Source organism: Shewanella sp. SG44-2, from assembly GCF_014164215.1.
GTDB classification, from domain to species: Bacteria; Pseudomonadota; Gammaproteobacteria; order Enterobacterales; family Shewanellaceae; genus Shewanella; species Shewanella frigidimarina.
This window is the reverse complement of the sequence record NZ_JACJEU010000003.1, coordinates 262,058-281,225: the sequence shown is the minus strand read 5'-3', so window position 1 is coordinate 281,225 and position 19,168 is coordinate 262,058. Positions and strand designations below refer to the sequence as shown.

Below are 19,168 nucleotides of genomic sequence, written 5' to 3'. Positions count from 1 at the left end.
TATTGAAGCACTACAATATAAAACGGGGTCATAGTTATAACAATTATATGGCGCCAACAGCAGCCGAAATGGCAGCGTAAAGACGCAACTCCTGTTGGTGTACAGATTTAGTTGACCACATCAGACATTGTTCATATGTTCACGCAACTTCTTCAACAGAGGCTTAAAGGCCTTGCGGTTGGATGAATTGCCTAAGACCGCACAGAACAATCCCCAATCTCCCTTGGAAGCCAATTCCCTAAAGTGTCGCGTGCTGCCAGCAAAGTCATTAGGTAATTTGGCAAGTGAGGGTAACTCTTTAGAGATGTTTTCTACGGCCTTATTATTACTGGACGCTACGACCATACTGTACTGCATTACAGCCTTAGTCACTTCTTCTTTCGTAACCCAGCCTTCATCTTTGCTCAGCTCCTTAAGCCTTAAGGTACGGGCAACAAATTTATCAGCAATAATATCTTTTAATAACGTTGTTTTACCGGTACCAGGAGGGCCATTCACCGCCACTACAGGATTGTCTTTAGCTTTTCTGGCGACATTAACAGCCACAGTTTGCAATAAGCAGAGACCATGTTGGGGCTTTTCTGGCCAACGACCATAGATCAATCCATTGGTTAATGGCCAAAAAAATTTTCCTTGATTAACAGCGTTTCCGATTTCAATTTGTTCTTTCTTTCCAAGCAAATATGCTTGCAATGGCTCTGACATCCCTTGAGTTCCCTCTTTCTCCACCCGAGCTATGATCCTCTCAAGATCATCCACAAAGAAAGGCCCCAACTGTTGACTCTCACTACCATCAGGGTAATAGCAAAAACGCCATCGGAAAGTCACACCACCATCACCCAACCTAACGGGTTGATCGAACTTATCATCTTGAAAACCACTTTCGATGGGTTGGCACTGCTGTAACATGTATTCTCGAGCTTGATCATCTGGCCAGAATTGCCCTGCAAGCTCCCGATTTATAGTAATAATCCTCCGCTGCAACTCTTCTGTATCAAGTGGAGTATCTTCATCATCCTGAGCTAGGCCTGTATTCAGCATGCTCTCAATGTTTTCCATCCTTGCCTTAACCCAGTCAGAAAGGCTCATATTAGCTGCCGCTGACGGGCGGCATCGGCGATACAGAGTACGAATCGTTGCAAGATTTATGATTAAGTCTTGATCTTCTTCAGAGCGAGACCAAACGATAGAGTTTCTCACTTCATCCCAACGTGGAATCATGGCTTGCGCCACAAGGTAGGTTCGAGGAATTTTGTAGTTAGGATGCCTTTCATCATTTTTTGCGATATATCCAGCCCGATGACACTGGAACATCACAAGAAGCCGACTATCCTTGCTTATCTTTAGCTTTCCTGACTTATACTTTTTCTCTGCTTCCTGGCCCCAGTTTTCAGCAAACTTATCTGCGGGAACACTAAGAAGCTTGTTTTTGTCAAAAATCGGGCACTCAGGGAGATCGAACAACTCCGTATCAAGCCAATAGTTAAGAATACGCTGACAACGGTCTGCATTGACGCGTTTAACCTCGACATCTTTGGAAGAGCTTGGCCTGATCTGATGTGAAAGGTATGCAGGCTCCGGCGTATTATTGTTTAACTTATTTTTTCTACAAAATAGAGCATCGAGTACCGATTTAAATAACTTTTTCATTCTTAGATGTTCCTTCTGATCTAATTCACCTAGTTACATCAGATCACATTGAAATTGCACTGGTTCAAACTTTTACCGGTTGAACTCACGTTCCTATATTGCTCATATATTCATCTGGGTAGATAGAGCTCACAGTTTGTAAGGCTAATTTGGTCTTTATGAGTCCACCAGCATCCTTACTTCTAAGTGTTTTTTCTTAGATTTAGACCATCAGTATTCTAGGTGCAGAAGTTGGCTTCAAATTAAACAAATAGCGAATATCACTCTAAAACTTGGTCAATAATAGCTTGAAGCCCATCATTCCACTCACGTTCTCTCACTGTACGAGAATGTGCTAGAAACTCTTTATGAGTCTGCAGTTGAGATTTAATAGTCCGTTGCCATTTTGGATCAGTAGCTTTGGTTTCTAAAATCTGTTCAAAAGTAAAAAGCATGGAAGAAACGAACCAGCAGTACTTACTATACTTCTCAGATCTTTCTTGAGGCTTAACCATGCCATTAGCATACTCTGGCTTTTCTATACATAAGGTCAGATACTGGTGATACAGGTTATGAGCGGTTGTACTTCTAGCTTCCTCTCTGCTCGAATTTAGCTGTCTATAAGCAATAAATAGAGCAGCACCAGCTATTGCAATAGTTGCTAAACTTGCAGAAACATCCATCCACTTCATCCATAATTCAACATCTAAAAGTGCTGACCAGCCAGTATAAAAACAAGTCACATTCTCATTATTCATCGTTTAAATCCTGCAGGTTTAGCCTTTCTTTTCTTGTAAGTCTTGTGTTCGCGAGTAAAAGCATGAGGATCAATATCTGCCACGTTGATAGCAATTTGATTAGCTCCATGGACGTGAGTAATCAGCCTTTCATAAGGTTCCTTAAAAGGGGCCTGAATAGTCGAGCCACCAAACTCACCAATGTTTGAAATCACAACGTGCTGGTACATGTGATAATGCAGTGCTGCAGCCATATTATCGAAGGTATTTACATCTCGATTGTGTGCAACAACAATGAATAGATCTGTCTTATCTCGTAAATCTGCAGCTAGGCTGATATCCGTAGCGTCATAGCATATAGCGCCAGATATTTTAAAAGACTCCATATCTTCTCGGTGAACTTCAATTAGATGCTGACAAGGGCGATACCCTTCGATACCAAGTTCCTCCTCGTCAGTGGTCATGTTAAGTTTACCTTGGTCTCGAATAATCCATTGTCTACCGCTTTCCCTGTAATCAGGGATGAACCACCTTGCAATGTTTACTAATTTTCCGTCGTGATCAGTAAAGACCAGCCCAGCAAATATCATCGATCTAGTTTTATCTGCTAGTCGTTTTATAATATCTTGGTCATCAATATGAACTGATAACTCAGGAAAAATGATTAAGTCAGCAGCAGGTCTCCCTGGTGTACCCTCTGCTTTTAACTTAGCGGAGAGCGTTTTGTATGCAACCTGACAAACTGATAACAAATGCTCACGATGTGCAGCTCTAACCTTTGAGCGGTTTAGCTGTGGATCGGCTTCTCCAAAGTCAGAAGAACGAGGAAGTAATTGTTGAACGGTTACAATTCTAAAGCCTGAGTTTCCTTTAAACTGCGGCCTTTTAACTTCAGAAGGTAATGCGGGCATATCAGAAGCTTTGCAGTACAACTCGTTAAGTTTGGAAAGTCTAGCATTGAGGCTTAAACCAAATGTGCTTAAATCCACAATGTCACGAATATCTTCATGCCTAACGAAGCTGGATTCAAAGCCTGGCCATTGTAGACATCTCATTAGCAACTCTGAAAACCAATCGGTAACAGTTGCATACTCACCAATTAAAGCTTCCGGTGAATGCATCATTCCCATCCGACGTTTCGACCAAGATGTTCTTACACCTTTATAAGTAGTAGAGTTACTAGTTTTCCATCGGCTACCAGTAAAGTCACAACCACCGACGGCTGCAGCTCTTAAAATGGTCCCTATCCAGTAAATTTTTCTTGCAGCTTGATTAACATCCTCTGCATCAGGTATAAGCCATTTTGGTTCAGAAAAACGTGGATCGAGTGTCGTAGATGATTCATCAATAGCGCATTCAAGAGTTGCAACTTTCGGGTGCCAAATATCACTCCAACTTCTGCCGTTAGGAAATTCAATTTTGATTGCTTTAGGTGAAAGAGTTAGAGCTCTTGGTTTAAGGTTAACCAACTGTAATAAACTTAGACCTAACTTTATAAGGGCTGCTTCATGTTCAAAACCATTTGAATCTGACGCTATGATTTTTGATAACTTAAGCGATGTATTTTGAATCTTAGAAGCACTCACAGGAGCAGCCCAACCTACTGTTTTATAAGCTGATTTCAGCTTTTTCGTTTTATTTATTTTATCCCAAAGAGCGAGCCAAAACGGTCCCCCTCGTTTTGCAAACATTTCAATAATACTGACCTTATTGTCAAGGTCACTTATATCACGCAGCAACTGTTTGGCATAAGTGTCGTTATTACCACTTATCTGACCAGCGATTTCAAAAAGCACCCATTTATCATGTAAAAATGATGGCGATATGCCATTTAGAATCAAATGAAGAATTGTTTGAATTGACTTGATATTAGGATTGTATTGAGCAGGCTTCTTCATAATAGCTAAAAGTAAAAGGGCCTGCCTTTCTATAAACGGCTTCTTATTTTTAGAGCCCAAAACTTTTTGAGCGTAAAAAGAAGCTAACTTTAATACCGAAGTAGGATCGATAGATGATGGATAACTAATTTTTTGAAAAAAACCATCAAAATCGCAACAACATCTAAATAAGTCCGCAAGTAAGTAATCCATCATAATTGCAGATACTTGATTTACACTACAATCGTCACAAAAATTACTACGGGAATAGATGGAATCAAAAACAGGTTCAAATAGCTCTGCATCAGGGTAAATCTCAATTGCTTTTCTTAACACGATGCTTAGTGAAGGGTCTTTCATCCAAGCAAATATCAGTTTCTTAGCTAATAGTTCACTTTCATTCTTAAGCTGCTTACTGCTTAGCAATGCAGCGTTATCATCTAGTGACGTAATCCTGCGCTTTGAGCGCATGATGCCTTCTAATCGATTTGCTGCGAATCGTTTTAAAGTATCAGGTCGAATATCATGATCGAATTTGGCTAACTGTACGAGAGGAAGATCTTGATGATGAGGTGTTAAATCAGGTAAATCTTCATTTTCTACAGATAATAAACCTTCTAATGTGCCAGATGAATTGTCTAGTACATCTCGATCTGCAGGCCCACTAAGTTCCCCTTGAAGGATATCAATGCGATTCGCCATGCTACCGCTATTATCTAAATCAGAAATGGCTGTAATTTTTGTTTTCTTTGAATTAAGCTTTATATCCTTACCTGCATACTCTTTCAGTAAGCGACGAACTAGGCGCTGAATAGCTCTTTTAACACCATAAACATTTTCATTTTCAGTGCTAATTACCAACCTTAAATCATCTACATAACGGCAGTAATCATGCAATACAACTCCACCTGATATAGGTAATTCACCACCTATCATGCTACCGATTTCTTTATCAAAAGAACTCATATAAGCATTAGCAAAAAAACCTGAAGAAACTAAACCTTGAGGTAACCCTTTGCCCGAGGCTAGGATGATACTGTTGCTCGCAGCAAATTGCAGATCTTTGCTACTCCACTGCCAATCAATAATCTTGGAAAAGCGGTTCCAAAACATGTCGCATTGATTGTGACCAAATTTTTTAGAGATATTTTTAAGGCGCTTAATGAGCACTCCGCGGTCAATGTTGTCGTAGAATTTTGATAAATCTAAATTGACAACATACACATGCTCAGCATCTTGTTCTTGTTCTACTAGTAGTTGGCCAATTTTTATCGGCCTTTGTAAGAAACTCTGATAATCAGAAAAAAACTTCCTATAAACTTCACTGTTTCCCCATCTAAACCAAGCCTTGTTATCATCATTCCAATCACATACTAAACGGTTGCCGTAACTATAAACGCCTTTATTAATTCCACGACTACAATCGCCTTGGACTGTTTCAACTGCATCAGCTAAACACATCATCGCTGTAGTAGCCCATGTCTGGTCTCTTATGCTGAGATGCGCCAATGGCCTAATTGGAGGATTCGTTACTCGCTCTTCGTCTGTATCTTCCTCCTTTAATGCTTTGGGAATCCAACCATCTATTTTATCAATAATCCAGTTTTCACTCTTCGCGGCTGGCACCAATTCTAGTTTATTTAGTGGCCTGCCTAATTTTAGTTGTTGCCCCCATTTACTTGCTTCCGATTCGATTCCAAGCGCAGAAACATCAAGCGCTAAAGTGTCCGCATACCAATTGAAACTTCGAATATAGGCATGAGTTTTCTTCCAAGCTTGGGAAATCACTACTTCATCGGTTAAGTAACTAATTTCTGGCTTTAGAGCTCGATATCTATCTGCAATAATTTTCATAACTAAGCTTTCTTCCTTGAGTTAGTTTTCTTGGCAGGCTTTTTCTTTGCGGCTTTGGCTGCTAATGCAAGCGCTTCACGTTCAGATTTAATGCGCTCAAGCAAGGCCAGTGCGCTGTTCTCGCCGCAAATGAGTTCAGGGTTTTCGACACGCCAGTCGGCGGTTAGCTCGCCTCTAAAAGCTTTAGCGAGTATTGACTGAGTGAGATTATTGACCCGTGTTTGCGCGGCATTGACCTGGGCTTCGACTTTATCGGCAAAGGCGAATAAGTCTTCGACACGACGAACGATTTCGGTTTGTTCTTTAATATGAGGAATAGGGAAGCAAATTTTAATCATTCGCTTTAGCCCCAAATCCCTATTTGCTACTCCATGCGTATAAGATTGTGATTGTGAGTAAACATCAGGTGAATTGAATGCTAGTGACAAATATTCAGGGTTAACAATGTTTTCGTCAGTTACTCTTAGTACTGCCACATGTACCCATACATTAAAGTCAAAATCGTACTTATTTACGCATGCTGTTCCAGTCGTTCCACCTTTGGTTAGAAGAATATCACCTAACTCAGGCTTACACCTTTTGCTTAGTTCGATATGAAGATCTTCAGAAATATACTTTGCTGAAGTAAAATCAACGCCATCAATGGTAATGTTTCTTCCACTGATAAATGGAACCCCTGACTCTGAATATTTAGGGCTGAAATGAGGACCATCTTTGACGAACCTTGTAAGCTGATTTACTGAAACAAACTCCCATTCACTTGGAATATCGTTAAAGAGTTTTTGTTCTTCAGATGTAGGTAAATAAGGTTGTGGTAGTTTATTTTTCCATGAGTCATTCTTAGGCGGTTTCCCCTTTAATTCAAACTCCTTTAATTTTTCAGTTTCCCAGCCTCTATTAAATGCTTGTTGGATATCAGTTTGAGTGATTTGACACCCATTATCCTCACGCCATTCTTCTGTCAGTTTGCCGCTGACTGCGGCAGCGAGGACGGATTGGCGGAATGATTTTAAGAGCGCGGGGATGGCATCGAGGCGGGCTTTGGTGCTTTCCACCTGCGCCAGCAGTTCATCCAACTTGTCGGCTATGACTTTTTGTTCGGCTAGTGGGGGGAGCGGAAACTCTAACCCCTTTAAAATCTCTAATCGAATGCCCTTAACTGTTGTACCTGTACCTAATGATTCAATCAAATTAGCAATAGAACGGTACCAATAAACAAAATACTTCTTCTCAACGTTAGTGTTTAAGAACAAAGCTTTTAGATCTTGGTTGATCGCAGAATCAAAACTGGCTGTAACAATCTTGCCTAAACTCATACGAGTGGCAACAATAGGTGTCCCAGCAGGAATAACATTGGTACTACTATTTTCAACAGCTTCTTGCGAAATATGATCAACAGTATCTACAAGTTCATTCTTGTTCATATCTTTTACTGACATCCAAGGGATGTCACCTTGGAAATAAGAACTAATTGCTTTACTCGGTGTTCCACCACCAACAATAGTGTCTACGACATCTTCAAGTTTTGAGTTCAACCAACCGTCTGAGATCACTTGACTCATCTTTTCACCCCACCAGCCAAAGACGCAACTAAAGCTTCTAAATCAGCCAAAGCACCTTTGAGCTCAGTCATAGCTTCGTCAACCAATTCTTCTGGTGTACCTAAGTCGGCGGCATCGACGCTGTTGGCATCTTTGAGCCATGAGATATCCAGTGAGTCACCTTTGGTGTCACGGATAAAGTCACGGCTAAACACGCGCCAGCGGCTTTGAGCTAGACGCTTTTCTATGCCTTGGTTTACCTCGGCATTCTCGATTTCAACTTCTTCGACATTAAACGACCATTCACCTTCAACTCTTTCTGCTAACGGAACATTACACACAGCTTCAAATGGAGTTAAGTGTTGTTCACCAAACGGTGTGCGTTTGCCAAAGTTAGGCATGTTGGTGCGTAAGTCATACACCCAGGTATTGGTGGTGCAGTCCTCTTCTTGTAACTTGTCGGCCTCTGATCCTTTAGTGAAGAAGAGCACGTTGGTCTTCACCCCAGCGGCGTAGAAGATGCCTGTTGGTAGGCGCAAAATAGTGTGCAGGTTACACTTGTTCATTAAATCGCGGCGCACATCGGTACCGACGCCCGCTTCAAACAAGACGTTATCTGGCAATACCACGGCGGCGCGGCCACCAGGCTTTAAATTACGGTAAATGTGCTGCAAAAATGCTAGTTGCTTGTTGCTGGTGGGATAGGTTAAATCGTCACGGGTGATAGAAGCATCGCCGCCCTTACTGGTACCGAAGGGCGGGTTAGCTAAAATGACATCAGCTTTGGGTAAACTCATGCCGACTTGGCCTAATGAGTTACCTAAATGCACGACACCTTCTTCATCGCCTTCCATGCCATGCAATAAACAGTTCATCAATGCTAATCGGCGAGTAGACGGTACCAACTCTACGCCGACAAAGGCTTTATTCTTTTGAAACTCGGCTTGTTTGGCATCTAAATTAAAATGGTCATCCGTCTGCGCTTTAATATAGCTGTCGGCGGCTATCAAGAAACCTGCGGTGCCTGCGGCGGGATCTTGAATAACTTCACCGGCTTGTGGGTTAATCACCCGTACCATGGAGTCAATCAAGGCGCGGGGAGTAAAGTATTGGCCCGCACCAGATTTGGTCTCGTTAGCGTTTTTCTCTAATAAACCTTCATACAAGTCACCTAAGCCATCTTTCTGGGCACTAAACCAGTCGATAGAATCGAGTGATTTTATAAGTTGCTTTAGGTGGCGCGGTTCACGCAGGCGGGTTTGTGCATCGGCATAAATGGCTAAGATCAATGGATCTGCATGTAGGGTGTTACCCTCGCTGTCTTTCCCCGTTGATAAGGTGAGCAACATGCGCTTATAGTCATCGAGCAGGTTTAAGCCATCTTTATCGCTTAAGTCGGTCCAGCGGCAACCTGTTGGCAGGGTATGTTTATTGAGTAAGCCTGCCTCGGTGTTCTCGTGCACCATTTTAATAAACAGCAGCAAGACTAGCTCGGTAACGTAGTCTGAATAGTTAATGCCGTCATCACGGAGTACGTCACACAGGTTCCATAATTTTTGGACAATATCGTTGTTGCTCATTTGATTCTCAATTTTATATAAAATACGCTGACTGAATTTACTGACTATTTATTCCAATAATCTACGCTTGTTCGTTTAATTTTGGGCGAATAAAGCAAATAATGGTTGGTTGATATAGTAATTACTGCGACCGATTTTTTCCTTGACTAAGAAGCCATGTTCGACCAATTGCTCTAGGTATTTAGTGGCTGTGATACGGGAGACGCCAAGATCTTGCACCACAAAATCAATTTTTGTGTAGGGATGGCTAAAGATATTATTCAGTAACTCTTGACGATAAATGTTTGGTAATTGGCTGCGAATACCCTTTTTCATTTGGCTCATTTGCAATTTAATCTGTTGAATTAATTCAATGGTTTGTTGAGCTGTTTCGGCTATTCCTTTGAGGATAAATAGCAGCCATGGCTGCCAATCACCGTTATCGCGCACGGTTTGTAAATAGTTGTAATAATCTAATTTATTGCGAATAATATAGCGGCTTAAATACAGTACAGGTAGATCGAGGAGCCCTTTTGCCACTAAGTACAAAATGTTGATTATTCGGCCTGTTCTACCATTGCCATCATAGAAGGGATGGATGCTTTCAAATTGGTGGTGAATGAGTGCCATCTTTACCAATGGGTCAAGCTCACAGCAATCGTCGTCATTAATATAATTAACCAGATTCCCCATTAATTTTTCAATTTCAATGGCATCTTGAGGCGGGGTATATATTACTTCACCGGTAGCAGCATTCTTCAATGCCGTACCTGGGACTTTTCGAAAGCCTGCCCTATTTTTTTCTAGCGCTAATTGTACTTCTAAAATATCACTTAACCTGATCAAACCTTGCTTACGCACGTTAACGAAGCTCTGTCGTAACGCTGCAGAATAATCCCGCACTTCTTTTGCTGCAATACTGGTTTGTTCGGATAATAGCTCAGCCTTAAACAGCTCATCATGGGTGGTAATAATATTTTCAACCGCCGAACTGTCTTTCGCCTCTTGCAGCGTTAATGTGCTAATGAGAATATTTTCGTTAGGGATGGTTGCTGCTACTCCCTTTAACTCAGCAAGATAACGGTGAGCCACGGCTAACTGTTTGAGTACTGCACGTGTCTCTAATTGTTCAGGATTAGGTAGTGGTAAGTGGAGAAGCTGAGGCATATTATTTCCTTGGTACTGAAAAGCTACATGCATAAATGCCGGATATTATTATACATATCAACGAAGACATATATAAAAAATCTCGTTTTCTATATATTTCATATATTTCATATATACTAAAATATGGTTTCTATACATAAAACAGGCAAGATATATAAATATCCCTGTTTACTATAGCTATCTGCATCACCAATGACTAACCAACCTGCCACAGGTATTCATTTAGCTCATCAAGGATAGTGTCGAGCTGATCATCAAGCACGCTATCAAAACGCTTTGCACCTCCTTGATCGGCAAAACGTTGATTAACAAATTCTTTATCTATCACCGCCTCATGAACTAACTGTTTGGCTAAGCGATCCAGCCACTTACGTTGGTTAGGATTCCAATCGTGTTGACTGAAAATGCGTTGCATGGCGTGATCAACCCTCTGTGAAAAAGGGATTAATGCTTCATCGAGCGCCGCTTGGCGGATATAACCGATAATGCTGGCCGCAATATCTTGGTTGGTATTTTTACGCCATGCACTTTGCAAATGTGCTTCACTAAAGCCCGCCTCATCTAGCAAGAGTTTGACCTCTTTAAGCTCCGCACGGGTGAGATCTTTAGGACGATTCACCACCACAGACAAGGCCGCTGATTGGTTGATATTCTGCTTAATAAAATGATTAAAGCTTTCAAGATAGTCAGCGGGCTTTTCGTGTATACCATAGTTTTGATGGCGCTCTATGAACTCATCTCGCCCTTCATAGATGATTGGCATACTTTCACTGCCAACAAGATAACGAACTTCGGCTAGCTGATTAATCAAACTTTGATGCTGCTTAAAAAATTGTGCCGCCTCTTTAGGGCCAATTTGATGTAAATGCTGGTGGAGCTTATCGGGCGCTACGCCCCATAGCTCCTGAAGTTGGTCTAGCTTAGCTTTAAGCTCAGGCTTATCTTCGGCTTTTTTGGCCGCTTTACGCATCACCCGCATCACTTTCTGCCCAAGTTGATTTAGTACATCATGCGCATGACTAGTGCCAACCTGCTCACCTGGGGTATTAAGCGCACGCTCTAAAAAGGTATCGTCACTTAACTCGTCCACCAGCTGCTCAAGAGTGATGTTAGGGTCTTTGACTATCGGTTTCATGGTATTGACGGCTTCAAGGGCACTATAGATATCAACCGGATCATAAATTTTGAATACGGTTTTACCGATATCGTCACAGCGACGGGTAGCACGGCCCATCATCTGCTCATACAAAATACGCGACTTAACTCGGCGCAAGAACACGATATGACAAATCTTAGGTACGTCTATACCCGTAGATAACAGATCCACTGTAATGGCTATATTAGGATAACGCTCATTTTTGTATTTGCGGATAAGCTGACTGACCTTGTCGCTTTGACCGGTAATTTTAGCCACTGCTGCTTGGTTATAATCATCGCCGTACATGTCGATGAAGGCTTTATCTAATAAGCGTTTGACCATGTCTGCATGCACGTCTGTGGCACAAAAAATCAGGGTTTTCTCATCGCCAAAAGGGTCTAACTCTTTGGTTAACTCTTGGCAGATGACCTCATTAAAGGACTCGGTAATCACTCTTCTATTAAAGGATTCAACATCGAACTGTAATTCATCTTCTAAATCAGCTGTTTCAACTTCACCGGTTTGGGTATTAATAGACGTGACGGTTTCGCCTTTTTCAAACTTAATGCCGTGCTTATTTAATAGGGTTTCATAACGGATAGGTGGCTCGTGGTCGATAAGCCAATCATCGGCAACAGCCTCACGGTAACTATAGGTGTAAACCGGTTTACCAAAAATTTCGCTGGTATGCTTGGCTGGGGTTGCCGTTAAGCCGATGCGTACCGCGTCAAAGTAATCCAATACCCGCCGGTAGCTAGACAAATATTGACTGGCATCGCGAGTAACAAGCTCACCTTCTGTCATTTGCTGATCTAAGGCATAGCCTCGGTGGGCTTCATCGACAATGATGCAGTCGAATTCATCCAGTGGCGGCGGTGTGTCGGACATAAAGATACGCTTTACCATGGCTTGCACTGTTGCCACTTGAATACGAGTTTCGGCTTCACTACTCATATCGCCAAGCTCGGCAATATTGTAGATAGACGACAGCACTTTGTTTTGCTCAAGCTTGGCCTCATCAAAGGAGTCACACGCTTGCTCACCCAAGGCGGTTCTATCGACGAGGAATAAAATACGCCTAAAGCGCTCGGCCTTTAAAAATCGATACATCAAACCAATAATAGTGCGGGTTTTTCCTGTACCAGTTGCCATTGCCAGCAGGCACTCGGTTTGATCTTGCTCTAAGGCCGATTCAACTGCTGCGATGGCTTTTTGCTGGTAATCACGCAAGCCGAGGTAATCAAATCCTTCTTGTTGAAGTGATTTCTCTGCATCTTCACGGCTACGTTTTAACTTGTCGAGCAGGCCATCTGGGGAGTGAAACTGTTGCAATGCTTTCTTTGCATTGCTGGGCTTGCGCGTGTCCCGAAACCAAGTGCCCGATAACTCGGCCAGTTGCTTATTAAATTCGCGGCCATTGCAGGAATAGACAAAGGGAATGTGATAGTGGCCATCGTCTTCATCCGCCCAAGCAACGGTGCGACCTTCTAACTCCCAAGCGCTTTGTTGGGAAGGAGTTACTTTGTATCCTTTTGAGTAACGTTCGGCCTGAGTAATTTTACCCGCAACATTGGCGTTTTCTTTTTTCGCTTCAACAACGGCAATAGGGGTTAGGCCACAAAATAATACATAGTCGGCACGACCTCTTTGACCTTTATGCAGTGTTGGCCATTCTGCAATGGCTAGATTTTTGCCTTTTTCTGGTCGAGTACCCTTATTAAACGTCTGTCTTTGAGTATCAGCAAGCCATCCAACTGCTTGAAGTTGCTGGTCAATAAGGACACGAGTTAGCTCTTCATTTAATTCAACTTGAATACCCGCGTTACTAGCCCGTTTACTTAAATCGGATTTATGTTTACTTGCTGCTTGAGTATCCGCCTTAGCTTGCTCGGCTAGTTCAGCTTGAAGTGCTTTGATACGAGCTTCAAATTGACATTTTTGCTCTACAAGTGCCTTTTCATGTATTGATGCTTGTTGAGAAAACGCACGCGCTTCGGCATCCATTTGCTCTGCTAATACTGCGTACTCTTCTTTTTCACGTGTTAGTAAATCTGTTAGCTGGTGGTTATCTGCTAATTGCTGGTGGTTTTCATTAAGTTCACTGCGCAGCTGATCTATCTGGGTTTGTAAATCTTGTAGGTGTTGACTTGGATCTTGAGGCGCAACAAACGGACCAGCTTTAAATGCGGTCTTTTGATCGCCAAATGTATGATGAAACCAAATCGCTAGGCTACGAGCTAACTTTAAACCTTCTAAAGCTTCTTTGTGCTGAGTTTTGAATTGATGAGTCGCTTTATTACCTTCAATACGTAATGAGTGAAATAACTGGCGTACAACAGGCTCTAAATTCAGTTCTCGATGGATTTTATACAGCAGGTCTGCTTGAGTAGTTTTATCGTCGAATTCTATTCCACATCTGGCAGCAATATCTTGTGCCATCGCTTCGCCGAGTTGGCGTAATTTTATTAGGGTAGTATTAGGGTCGCTGGTGAAGACGCGCTCAGCACTGATGGCTAAATCGATAAAAATAGGATCGTAAGGCGTGAGAAAAAAAAAGTTAGACAGATTTTCTGCACTTTGTTGGTTTGCTGTATCTAATGCCATCATTCCCTCGATGCTTTAAGCTTTTATCGTATTTAATCATACCTTTTGCCAATTAGAGTATCACGATTTTAGTTTATTATTTTATCAATAATGTTGCTTGAAGAACCCTTGTTTCACAACAATACTTCAGATAAATTAAATTCGTTTAAAAAACCAGCAAGTGAAAACTATTTCCATATTTATGATCACCCCCTGCATTGGTGACAACAAGCCTCTGGCCATCATGTTTATTGTCATGAAACACTGCACGAAATTATTAAAATATTCTACTATCACACCATCTGGTAATAAACGCATGAATACCGTGATAGGTTACGAAGGATTCTTTGCCGTAACTTATTTGTCACTCGACATAGATGAAAAAGTATTATGTTTTCTCCAGTTATACTAAAAAGGTCACAATTCTCTTTTGTTTCCAACAATCGTAAAATTTATCCATTTGTTAAAAGCAATCGAAGTATAAATAAACCAACGCTCATGGAGTTAGAACCTTAGGTAAATAAACTATATGGAGCGGTTCAATAACCCTCGTTGCCACTAAGCGTTAACTATTATCGAAGTGTTTTCATTAACTAAATGATATGAGGAAGTCCAAGAGGAGTTTTTTTGGGGAAATATTAAAATTTTTTTAAATATTTTAAAGTGACTGGTATTTTATGTAACACTCAACGTAACACCTAAACAATAAAGATAATGCAAAATCCCATAAAAACAGTACGTTAAGTAAAAATAGCGAGCCCCGCCGCCACATCTGAACTGGTTCTTGTTGTTCTAAAGTATCTTGTTTAGTAATGCCCGAACGCATGCTTACCCAGTTGTGCTCCCCAATGCAATCACTTCGGTGACACGCTGTAAACCCATCCATGGGCGCTCTGCGAAAACATCCATGTTTTCGATGGTCACAGCCGCGATTGCACCCGTGTCTCTACTATCTTCGATTCAACCTTGTTTGTAACTAAGCGCTCTAACTCATTTTTGGACAAAACCTTGTTAGAACGATTAATCAATTTATATTTTTTCAGATAAGGTTTTGTACTGAAAACTTCTGAGTAAGTGGTAAAATTCACAGCTCCACTTCACAATTGTACAGGCTACTGTTCACAACTAATACCTTCTACTGTTCACAACTAATACCTTCTACTGGTGAGCACGGCAGACTCTGCTGGTTAAATTGCCTTCTTCAGCGCAAAAAAAAGCCCCAATGATTGGGCTTAATTTAGGAGTGAATAAGTTAACAACATTAAACGCGACCTAAATTCGATTGGTCATACCTGTCCTGATAAGTTTTCTCTATTGGTTTTTTACACATTCACTAACAATAACTCCATAATTAGATATGTCTTTTCGCACCCTTAAGAAAATATTCCAAGTCCCCTTTATTACTTTTGCTATTCCTTTTACAACCTCACCACAAGAAATATCCAACCCACCACTCTCCTTTAGGGCTACATAGCTTCCAAGCCTAATTGATTTCTGATAGAGCTCTTTTGCTTTAGTTAAATTAGGTTGAACACCATGCCCGTAACGATAAATACGAGCTAACATCAATGTGGCTACTAGTCCGTCCATATTCGCAGCTTTCAAATACAACTGTTTTGATTTTATGTAGTCTTGATCCACACCTACCCCGAAAAAGTAAAGCCTTCCAAGAGCTGTATAAGCATACATGTCATCACTTAAATCAATCGCTTTTTTATAAAATGTAGCCGCTTTTGAAAAGTCTTGTTCAATAGTCGCTGTTGATGGCATTTCATACAGCCGCCCTATTTCAACCAACGCCTCATCAATTCCATTTTTAGCCATATTTTTATATAGATAAATAGCTTGGTCGTATTTATTTTCACTCACCAGACGTATTGCATCATCCCATAAAGACAGTTCATCATACTCTGGATGCATTATAGAGCCCTCTTCAGTTTATTCTTCCCCCAACACCAGATATTGAAACACATTAATGATATGGGGAAAAGTAAGCCAAATGAAGTTCTACTGAACTGAGTGGGTAATCGGCCCTAACATTGAAAGGGGCAAAAACGAGTTAGTTTTCTTGACTTGGAAATGGTGTGATTCAACTCTGAACTTGAGGACGTTGAAGAAAATAGCGTGAAGCTCACATGGATGTGAGCTTAGCTTTCGCGGTACAGGATGTACCATCGGAAGCGTTAGTATTTTCGAATAAGGCCGAAGCAGTCTGCAAATGCAGGTCAAAGTTAAATTTAACCCCATGGCGACCTTTTCGCTTTTCAGAAAATGTTGCGGGGCGGCTGGGTGATCCAAGAGGGAACAGCCGTTGGTTTCCTTTTGGTCTGGTGTGGGCGAAGCGCCACGACGTTAGTGGCCGCAGGCCATAACCTAAACAAGCTTTGGGGCATTTATGTGTTAGCTGATATGGACATTGCTATAAATGTTGATTAATCATGAGTTGAATATTTTATTGGCTGTCGCAACTTTGTCGCCATTAGACAAAGAAAAAAGGGCTTAGCATTGCTGCTAAGCCCTTTCGGTAATTGGTGGGGCGGCGGGACTTGAACCCGCGTCCATAAAAAATCCCTGCTGGCATTGCTGCCTGCGGGGATTTTTTGTTAATCAGCCTAAAGCTGATTAATGGTCACTTATAACGACTAGTTCAATCGTTATTAGCTTTGTTTTTTAACAAACTTCGATTTCAGCATCATTTGGCCGTTGCCATCGACTTTACAGTCAATGTCGTGGTCGCCGTCGACAAAGTGGTTGATCACTGCTTTAGTGCCGACTTTAAGCACGAGTGATGAACCTTTTACTTTAAGGTCTTTGATTAAGGTGACTTTGTCGCCTTCTGCTAATAAATTGCCGTTAGCATCTTTTAAAATGATGGCGTCTGGATCAACCACTTCTTCATTTGGGTTCCATTCATTGGCGCATTCTGGGCAAATTAACAATGTGCCGTCTGAATAAGCGTACGGAGACTCACATTTTGGGCATGGCGGGATTACATCACTCATATCTTTACTCTCTGTGTTCTTGGCAGTTGTCGAATAAGTTAATAGCGCTAATACGCAGTTCGACAGGCTTTATCGATTGGCGTGAGATAGAAAAACATCTACCCTGCCGAATATTGTAATAACATTATAATGCCATTATCACAATTTGACTACCCTAGGGTGATAAACCAGCTGATCCACTAGCCTGCTAACGTGACTATTGGAATTACCACTAGTGTCACCAATAGCCTAACAATAGGCAAATTGAAGCTTAGCTTTTTACTTGTGGATTAGGGCGACTTTGATTGTCACCAAAGCTCACATCATGCTTTTCGAGGTATTCGCGAATAAGCTGACGGGTGACTTGTGATGGGGTGAGATCTTGCGCAGCACACAGTTGTTCAAATGCCTGCTTTTTTAGCGGGTCCATTAATACAGTAAAACGTGCAGTTTTATTTTCCACAGTGGGCTAGCCTTTCATTACGACATGATAATTTGATTATAATGTAGTGTGTAGCTAAAGACCATATTCAGTATTTTTTATTCGCAGAACGATTCACTTGAGCTGTTCATTAGAGCTATTAACTAAAACCATTTACTCGAGCTAAGAAACAACTAGGCTGGTTAAACCTAATGATGCCCTAGCCCGAGTGTGTTTAGCTGTTAAGCAATGCTCGCTAAACGTGGTAACAGCGCTTTAAAAGTCGGTCTGGTTGATGAACTGTGCTGCAAGCAATCTTGCACTAACTGGCGCAACATTGCCGCTTGTGGTGTGTCTGGGTTATCGATGAGGTTTAGCATGTCATCGACCAAATAACCAAACGCCCTAATCTCAATAGCTTGCATTAATTGCAAATGCTGTGGGGTGAACTGCTTTAAATTTGAGGCGGCGCCAAAATCACCAAACAGCACGTTATCGTGGGTATTTATCATGATATTGTGGGCATAAATATCACCATGGCTTATACCATTTTGGTGTAAGTGAGCCAAAATATCAGCCATTTGGCTAGCAATATGAGTAATGCGCGCCCAGGTAAATACCGTTTGCGCTTCAAAAGTGTCACGGCTACAGGTTTGCAACGACGGCGGTAAACCTAAATTGCCGTAGCTTGGCGGAATAAGTTGCATCACTAAACCCAGTTGTTCTGGTTGATTAATTTGTGCCACCACATTAATCAAATTAGGGTGCTCGCCAGCGGTTAAGCAACAATCAAGCTCATCTGCTGGATAACCATCACTGGTTACCATGCCCTTAAACAATTTAATTGCGACATCAGCGTCGCTGCTAAAGCTTGTGTCAACTGAGCTTTCTGTATGGTGAGTTGCTTGATAAATTAATCCAGATGCGCCCTGCCCGAGTAACAGACCTAACGTAAACTGGGTTAATGGCACTATAGGTACGCGAGTATTATCGCAATGTTCTACATGACTAAACGCGTTACCTGCAAAAGCCAACCAGGCTAAGTTAGGTAGCTCAAATAACCAATATGGTAAGGCGGTAAGCTGGTTAGCCGATAAACGGATAAGAGCCAATTGATGACAATTAGCCATACTATTAGGCAGTGCGGTTAATCGGTTACCCGCTAACGCGAGTTTTTCCAGACGATGACACTGACCTAAACTGTCTGGCAACTGCTCAATGTGGTTATCGGTTAATATTAACCAACGAGTTTGCTTTGGAATGGATGTTTCGGGTACGGTGCGAATTTGATTGGCTTTAAAACCTATCATTTCGAGCTTTGGACACTGGCCTAATACGGCTGGTAGATGTTCAAATAGGTTATTCGACACAAACAAGATTTTGAGTTGATGCAAGTCAGCAAAGTTATCGGGCAATGACGATAATTGGTTATTGCTAAGATCGAGTACTTCTAGAGTATCGGCTAACTCAAACAGTTTTACAGGAAACTCCGTCAGTTGTTCTGCGATATTGACTCGTTGATAACCCAGTAACAAACCATCATTTAATTGTTGCAGTGTTTGCATCATGTTTCTCTTTGCCGAAAATTGTCGACATAGTAATAGAGTGCACTCACTGAGACAAATTTCTGCCAAAAAAAAGACCACAGCAAAAGCTGTGGCCAAGACGGATGCTAAAAAAC

The 19,168-nt window shown here is 41.6% G+C and carries 11 protein-coding genes; all 11 read right to left on the bottom strand.

Annotated features, from left to right (window positions below; translation table 11 throughout):
- Nucleotides 1-120 precede the first annotated feature (120 nt).
- The 11 genes from H5181_RS04015 to H5181_RS03965 all read right to left on the bottom strand — a co-directional run bounded on the left by H5181_RS04015 (nt 121) and on the right by H5181_RS03965 (nt 19,052).
- Nucleotides 121-1,650 (bottom strand): hypothetical protein, encoded by a 1,530-nt coding sequence (locus tag H5181_RS04015; protein ID WP_182750271.1) that lies wholly within the window; start codon nt 1,648-1,650, stop codon nt 121-123.
- Nucleotides 1,651-1,910: 260 nt separating this feature from the next.
- Nucleotides 1,911-2,387 (bottom strand): hypothetical protein, encoded by a 477-nt coding sequence (locus tag H5181_RS04010; RefSeq protein ID WP_182750270.1) that lies wholly within the window; start codon nt 2,385-2,387, stop codon nt 1,911-1,913.
- Entirely contained in the window at nt 2,384-6,097 is a 3,714-nt protein-coding gene (locus H5181_RS04005) for a reverse transcriptase domain-containing protein (protein ID WP_182750269.1), read from the bottom strand. Before H5181_RS04005 ends, H5181_RS04010 begins: the two co-directional genes overlap by 4 nt.
- Nucleotides 6,098-6,099: 2 nt before the next feature.
- On the bottom strand, nt 6,100-7,659 hold the full coding sequence (locus tag H5181_RS04000) for a restriction endonuclease subunit S (RefSeq protein WP_182750268.1): 1,560 nt from the start codon (nt 7,657-7,659) through the stop codon (nt 6,100-6,102).
- A complete protein-coding gene (locus H5181_RS03995) occupies nt 7,656-9,218 on the bottom strand; it encodes an N-6 DNA methylase (RefSeq protein ID WP_182750267.1) in 1,563 nt (520 codons plus the stop codon). Before H5181_RS03995 ends, H5181_RS04000 begins: the two co-directional genes overlap by 4 nt.
- 75 nt (nt 9,219-9,293) lie before the next feature.
- Nucleotides 9,294-10,364 carry a Fic family protein gene (locus tag H5181_RS03990; RefSeq protein ID WP_182750266.1) on the bottom strand — a complete coding sequence of 357 codons (1,071 nt, stop codon included), beginning with the start codon at nt 10,362-10,364 and terminating at the stop codon, nt 9,294-9,296.
- Nucleotides 10,365-10,560: 196 nt separating this feature from the next.
- On the bottom strand, nt 10,561-14,106 hold the full coding sequence (gene hsdR, locus H5181_RS03985) for a type I restriction-modification system endonuclease (RefSeq protein ID WP_182750280.1): 3,546 nt from the start codon (nt 14,104-14,106) through the stop codon (nt 10,561-10,563).
- Nucleotides 14,107-15,396: 1,290 nt separating this feature from the next.
- Entirely contained in the window at nt 15,397-16,005 is a 609-nt protein-coding gene (locus H5181_RS03980) for a tetratricopeptide repeat protein (protein ID WP_011636567.1), read from the bottom strand.
- A gap of 737 nt (nt 16,006-16,742) precedes the next feature.
- Nucleotides 16,743-17,087, bottom strand: a complete 345-nt coding sequence (locus H5181_RS03975) for a zinc ribbon domain-containing protein YjdM (protein ID WP_011636566.1) — start codon at nt 17,085-17,087, stop codon at nt 16,743-16,745.
- A gap of 250 nt (nt 17,088-17,337) precedes the next feature.
- Nucleotides 17,338-17,529: a ribbon-helix-helix domain-containing protein gene (locus H5181_RS03970; protein ID WP_011636565.1), complete on the bottom strand. Its 192-nt coding sequence runs from the start codon at nt 17,527-17,529 to the stop codon at nt 17,338-17,340.
- A gap of 200 nt (nt 17,530-17,729) precedes the next feature.
- Nucleotides 17,730-19,052, bottom strand: a complete 1,323-nt coding sequence (locus tag H5181_RS03965; protein ID WP_259396936.1) for a leucine-rich repeat-containing protein kinase family protein — start codon at nt 19,050-19,052, stop codon at nt 17,730-17,732.
- Between the last annotated feature and the right edge of the window lie 116 nt (nt 19,053-19,168).

Coding starts and splice junctions, on each gene's coding strand:
- H5181_RS04015 (WP_182750271.1), bottom strand. CDS start 1,650: ATGAAAAAGTTATTTAAATCGGTACTCGATGCTCTATTTTGTAGAAAA.
- H5181_RS04010 (WP_182750270.1), bottom strand. CDS start 2,387: ATGAATAATGAGAATGTGACTTGTTTTTATACTGGCTGGTCAGCACTT.
- H5181_RS04005 (WP_182750269.1), bottom strand. CDS start 6,097: ATGAAAATTATTGCAGATAGATATCGAGCTCTAAAGCCAGAAATTAGT.
- H5181_RS04000 (WP_182750268.1), bottom strand. CDS start 7,659: ATGAGTCAAGTGATCTCAGACGGTTGGTTGAACTCAAAACTTGAAGAT.
- H5181_RS03995 (WP_182750267.1), bottom strand. CDS start 9,218: ATGAGCAACAACGATATTGTCCAAAAATTATGGAACCTGTGTGACGTA.
- H5181_RS03990 (WP_182750266.1), bottom strand. CDS start 10,364: ATGCCTCAGCTTCTCCACTTACCACTACCTAATCCTGAACAATTAGAG.
- hsdR (WP_182750280.1), bottom strand. CDS start 14,106: ATGGCATTAGATACAGCAAACCAACAAAGTGCAGAAAATCTGTCTAAC.
- H5181_RS03980 (WP_011636567.1), bottom strand. CDS start 16,005: ATGCATCCAGAGTATGATGAACTGTCTTTATGGGATGATGCAATACGT.
- H5181_RS03975 (WP_011636566.1), bottom strand. CDS start 17,087: ATGAGTGATGTAATCCCGCCATGCCCAAAATGTGAGTCTCCGTACGCT.
- H5181_RS03965 (WP_259396936.1), bottom strand. CDS start 19,052: ATGCAAACACTGCAACAATTAAATGATGGTTTGTTACTGGGTTATCAA.